The following is a 5,390-nucleotide window of genomic DNA, read 5'->3' as shown; positions in this document are numbered from 1 at the left end:
CTTCTCTTCCTCCCCGCCGCGCGCCCGCGCGAGACCCTGAAGCAGTAGGCGTGGGCAAGCGCAAGGCGCAAGAAAAGGGCGCGGCCGACGCGTATCTCAATACGCGAGGGTGCGCCCTTTTCGCAGCAACGCAGCGATTGCCCGCGTCTACTGCTTCAGGTGCCAGACGCCGTTTTCGTCTCGCCAGGCCTTGGCCATGACGGAGTGGCCGTCCTCGTCCTTGATGACGATGTCGCGATAGACCTTGTTTTCGGCCATGTACGGCTGGGACGGGGTGGCCTCGTACCTCTGGTTGGTGTCAGGGTTGGTCCAACTGGATGTCTGGCCCGACTTGTTGTGTTCCAGGGTGGACTGGACCTTGGCCTCGTCGTGCTTGTCCCATTCGTTGCCGACGATGTAGCCCATGAGGGTGCCCACGCCCGCGCCCACGGCCGCGCCGAGGAGCTTGTCCTTGAAGGTCAGGGCGCCGATGGTGGCGCCGGCCAGGGCTCCCACGCCCGCGCCCTGCTGGGCCTTGTTGGCGCAGCCGTAACCGGCGGCGAGGAAGCTGACGAGCAAAAGAGAGATGGCGATTTTTTTCATGGTGTACCTGCCTGTTGAAGGTTGCGGATTCACGATAGCATCAAGAAAGGGCCGTTGTACAGGATGTGTGAACGCGGTTGTGTTATTCTTTTCGACAGGCCCGGCTCTTGCATGAGACGGGGAAGCCCTGTACACGGGGACTGGTGACCATTTGCCCGAGGATGCGCATGAAACCGTTTCGCTACGTTTTGCCCGTTTTGTTCCTTTTCTGCCTGCTTGCCGGTCCGGTCCGGGCCGAGCGGCCGAAGAAGGACGTCCTGTTCATGAATTCCTACCACGATGGGTACCAGTGGTCGGACTCCATCCTTGAGGGCGCGCGTTCCGTCTTGGACGCGAGCGAGTTCAAGATCGACCTCCAGATCGAATACATGGACGCCAAGAAGTACCATTACGAGGACGTCACCGGCATGCTCCGCCGTCTCTACCGGGAGAAGTTCGCCGGCAAGAAGTTCGACGCGATCATCGTTTCGGACAACGACGCCTTTTCGTTCGCCTCCCAGTACCGGGACGAGCTGTTCCCCGGCGTGCCCCTGGTCTTTTGCGGCGTCAACGACTTCGAGCCCGGGATGATGGCCCAGGGCAACCTGACCGGCGTGGTGGAGAATTTCGATCCCCGGATGACCCTGGACGTGGCCCTCAAGCTGTATCCCGACAAGCGGCACATGGTCGTGGTGGGCGACGAATCCACGGCGGGCGTGACCATCCGGCGGCAGGTGCTGTCAGTGGTGCCGGAATATGCGGGCCGCCTCACCGTGGAGTCCTGGGCCAGGCTTTCCCTGGAGGACACCCTGAAGCGGGTGGAAAAGCTGCCGCCCGACGCCTTCCTGTTCTTCATTCCCTATTACCAGACCGTGGGGAACCGGTTCTACACCTCCGAGGAGGTGATGGAGGAGATCTACAAGCATTCCAGCGTGCCCATCTATACGGCGTGGGGCTTCCTGCTGGGGCACGGCGCACTCGGCGGTTGGGTCATTTCCGGCCGGCAGCACGGGCAGATGGCCGCCGAGATGGCCCTGCGCATCCTGGACGGCGAACCGGCGGACGCCATTCCGGTGGTCCAGAGCCCCACCGGGGAATACGGCTTCGACTACAACGTGCTGTCGCGGCTCGGCATCGATGAATCGAAACTGCCCGAGGGCAGCCGCATCATCAATACGCCCAAGGCGTTCTACGAGTTGCCCAAGGAATTGTTCTGGACCATCATGGTCAGCTTTTTCCTGCTGGTCATCATCCTCGTCTTTCTGGTCCTGACCATGATGGAGCGGCGGAAGGTTGAACGCAAGGTCAAGGACCAGCTCGCCTTCCAGGAGACGCTCATGGACGCCGTGCCGCAACTGGTGTCGTGGAAGGACCGCCAGGGGCGCTACCTGGGCTCCAACCGGGCCTTCGCCGAGTTTTTCGGCCTGGAGAACGGGGCCTCCGCCGTGAGCCGGACCTCGGGCGAGAGCCTGCACGACATGGAGTACGCCAAGTGGGCGGACGAGGCGGACATGGCGGTCATCGGCCGCAGGGAGGCCTTCCGCAGGGTGCGGCGCGAGCTTTCCGACGCCGCCGGGCGCTCCGCCTGGCTGGAGGTCAACAAGGTGCCCATCCGCGACCGTTCCGGCCGGATCGTGGGCGTGCTGACCACGGCGGAGAACGTGACCAAGGAGCGGGACCTGGAGCGGCAGCTCCTGCAATCGCAGAAAATGGAGGCCATCGGCACGCTGGCTGGCGGTATCGCGCATGATTTCAATAACATATTGACTTCGATCATCAACTCGACCGAGCTGGCCCTGGGCGACCTGGAAGAGGAGAGCGTCACCCACAAGGACCTGGACCGGGTGCTCAAGGCGGCCCGGCGGGGAGGCCGGGTGGTCAACCAGATCCTGGCCTTCAGCCGCCCCTCCACCGAGGGCTTCCGCAGCACGGACGTGGGCGCGGTCATCACCGAGGCGATGGGGCTGATCGAGGCGTCCATGCCGAGCAACATCAAGGTCCGGCTGAACGTGGCCCCGGCCCTTTCCTGCGTGCTTGCCGACCCCACCCAGCTCCACCAGGTGGCCATGAACCTGTGCACCAACGCCTTCCACGCCCTGCGCGACCGTGGCGGGGTCATCGAGGCTCGAGTGGACCGGGCCGACCTGACCGAGGAGGACGCCCGCGCCCTCGGCGTGTCGCCGGGCGAGTACGTGCGCATGGCCATCGAGGATGACGGGCCTGGCATCGCGCCGGAAATATTGGACAAGATCTTTGATCCCTTCTTTTCTACCAAGGACAAGACCGAAGGCACCGGTCTGGGCCTGGCGGTGGTGCACGGCATCGTCCGCAGCCACAGGGGCGGGCTCCAGGTGCTCCCGCGTCCGGGGGGCGGCACCATATTCGAGATATTCCTTCCCAGGGCCGAGAACACGGACGGCGACACGGGCCGGGTCCGCCGGAGCGGGGGCCCCACGGGCCAGCGCATCCTGTTCGTGGAGGACGACGAGGACCAGTTGCACACCACGCCCCGCCTGCTCAAGGCCATGGGCTACCGGGTGTCGGCCGTGGGCGACCCGGAGGCGGCGGCCCTGCTCGTGGCCGACGACCCCGGGGCCTTCGACATGGTCATCACCGATTACGACATGCCGGGGCTGAGCGGGATCGAGCTGGCCATCCGCATCGCCCTGGTGGCCCCCAACATGCCGATTATCCTGGTTTCCGGGCGCGAGGACGCGGTTGTCGCGGCCGCGGACTTGCCGTGCATCCGCCAGGTGATTATCAAACCCTATGACAAGGAAGACCTGGGAGACGCCATCGGCGTCGTCCTGGACACGCGCTAGAAGGGGATCGGGGGGAGTGCGGCCATGGCGAACATACTGATTCTGGACGACGATTTCGAGATTTGCGAGACCATGGAAAGCCTGATTACCAGGCTGACCCATACCTGCGATCACGCCCACACCCTGGATGTGGGGCTGAAGCTGGCGCGTAAGAATCTCTACGACGTGGTCTTCCTGGACGTCCGGCTGCCCGACGGCAACGGGCTGGACATCCTGCCCGACCTCATGGCCCTGCCCGAGCCGCCCGAGGTGATCATCCTGACCGGCCAGGGCGACCCGGACGGCGCGGAGCTGGCCATCAAGGGCGGCGTATGGGACTACCTGCTCAAGCCCTCCAGCGTGCGCGAGATTTCCCTGACCCTGGGCCGCGCCCTCAAGTATCACGAGGAAAAGGCGGGCAAGGCCGCCATCGAGTCCCTGGACCTCTCCAAGGTGGTGGGCCACAGCACGTCCATGCAGGCGAGCTTCAAGCTCCTGGCCCAGGCCGCCCGCTCGGACTCCAACGTGCTCATCACCGGCGAGACCGGCACCGGCAAGGAACTCTTCGCCTCCACCATCCACGCCAATTCCAAGCGTCGGGGCGGCCGGTTCGTGGTGGTGGACTGCGCCGGGCTGGCCGAGTCCCTGGTGGAATCAACCCTGTTCGGCCATCGCAAGGGCGCGTTCACCAGCGCCCTGGCGGACCGCACGGGCCTGGTCAAGCTGGCCGACGGCGGCACGCTCTTCCTGGACGAGGTGGGCGAACTGCCGCTCTCCATCCAGAAGACCTTCCTGCGCGTCCTGCAGGAGCGCACCTTCCGCCCCGTGGGCGACACCCGCGAGCTGACCAGCGACTTCCGCCTGGTGGCGGCCACCAACCGCGACCTTGACAAGATGGTGGAGAAGGGCGAATTCCGTTCGGACCTGCTGTTCCGCATCAAGACCATGCGCATTCACCTGCCGCCCCTGGCAGCCCGGCCCGACGACATCCGCGGGCTGGCCGAGTTCCGGGTCAAGCGGCTGTGCGAGAAGTACGGCATGGAGGAGAAGTCCTTCGGGTCAGACTTTTTCTCGACCCTGCGCAGCTACAGTTGGCCGGGCAACGTGCGGGAGCTCTTCAACATCCTGGAACGAGCCGTCATCGCGAGCGGGAACGAGAAGACCCTGTACACCATGCACCTGTCCCGGACCCTGCGGATTCAGGTGGCCAAGTCGCAGATCAAGCGCATGACCGGAGCCGAGGTCACCGAGGAGGGCGGGTCCGAGGCGGACCGCGGGGTCCGGAAAATCGGACAGGAGATCTTCGAGGACATTTTCGACCGGGAGCTGCCCTCCCTGCGCGAATTCAAGGGCGTGGCGGAAAAGGTCTACCTGGGCGAGCTGATCCGGCAGTGCGGCGGGCAGTTGCCCCGTATCTTGGAGGTGTCGCAACTGTCCCGGTCGCATTTCTATTCACTGTTGAAGAAGTATGATCTGTCCTTGTAATACACTTTTGTCGATTTCGTATTAATTGTGACAACAATGGGGCCAAAAATGGGCTCCGGCTTCGCGGTGTCCGCCGGAAGAGTAGGAAACAAGCGCTTTTTTTTGAAGGGAAGGCTTATTTTTGACTTCCTTTCGATTCGCCAAGCGTGTATGCAGGGGAATACTTTTCGTGTTCCGAGGGACGTTGATCGTTTCATACAACAATAGGAGAAAAGCACATGACCAAAGCAGAACTCGTTGCCAAAATCGCTGAAAAGAACGGCACCTCCAAGGCTCAGGCCGAGGCGTCCATGAATGCCATCCTGGACATCATCAAGGATGAGCTGGCGGCCGGCAACAAGCTGACCTTGACCGGCTTCGGCACTTTCAGCGTGAGCGCGCGCAAGGCCCGCACCGGCCGCAACCCCCGCACCGGCGCCGAGATCAAGATCCCGGCCTGCAAGGTTGCCCAGTTCAAGCCCGGCAAGGTTCTGAAAGACGCCATCAAATAGATTGGTTTTCAGAAATAGGTCTTGAAGGCCCTCCTGGTTCCAGGAGGGCCTT

At 63.5% G+C, this 5,390-nt stretch carries 4 protein-coding genes; 3 read left to right on the top strand and 1 reads right to left on the bottom strand.

The features are described from left to right. Nucleotides 1–147: 147 nt before the first annotated feature. On the bottom strand, nucleotides 148–582 hold the full coding sequence (locus PHP91_RS06905; protein WP_300138863.1) for a glycine zipper domain-containing protein: 435 nt from the start codon (nucleotides 580–582) through the stop codon (nucleotides 148–150). Nucleotides 583–749: 167 nt separating this feature from the next. Here PHP91_RS06905 and PHP91_RS06900 point away from each other — a divergent pair, with 167 nt between their 5' ends. The 3 genes from PHP91_RS06900 to PHP91_RS06890 all read left to right on the top strand — a co-directional run bounded on the left by PHP91_RS06900 (nucleotide 750) and on the right by PHP91_RS06890 (nucleotide 5,338). Next, entirely contained in the window at nucleotides 750–3,383 is a 2,634-nt protein-coding gene (locus PHP91_RS06900) for an ABC transporter substrate binding protein (RefSeq protein WP_300138860.1), read from the top strand. A gap of 24 nt (nucleotides 3,384–3,407) precedes the next feature. Then, nucleotides 3,408–4,847 (top strand): sigma-54 dependent transcriptional regulator, encoded by a 1,440-nt coding sequence (locus PHP91_RS06895; RefSeq protein WP_300138857.1) that lies wholly within the window; start codon nucleotides 3,408–3,410, stop codon nucleotides 4,845–4,847. Between the two features lie 218 nt (nucleotides 4,848–5,065). Continuing rightward, nucleotides 5,066–5,338, top strand: a complete 273-nt coding sequence (locus PHP91_RS06890) for an HU family DNA-binding protein (protein ID WP_300138853.1) — start codon at nucleotides 5,066–5,068, stop codon at nucleotides 5,336–5,338. Nucleotides 5,339–5,390 lie beyond the last annotated feature (52 nt).

Source organism: Pseudodesulfovibrio sp. (assembly GCF_028692895.1).
Classification (GTDB): Bacteria; Desulfobacterota; Desulfovibrionia; order Desulfovibrionales; family Desulfovibrionaceae; genus Pseudodesulfovibrio.
This window is presented reverse-complemented; position numbering and strand designations above follow the sequence as displayed.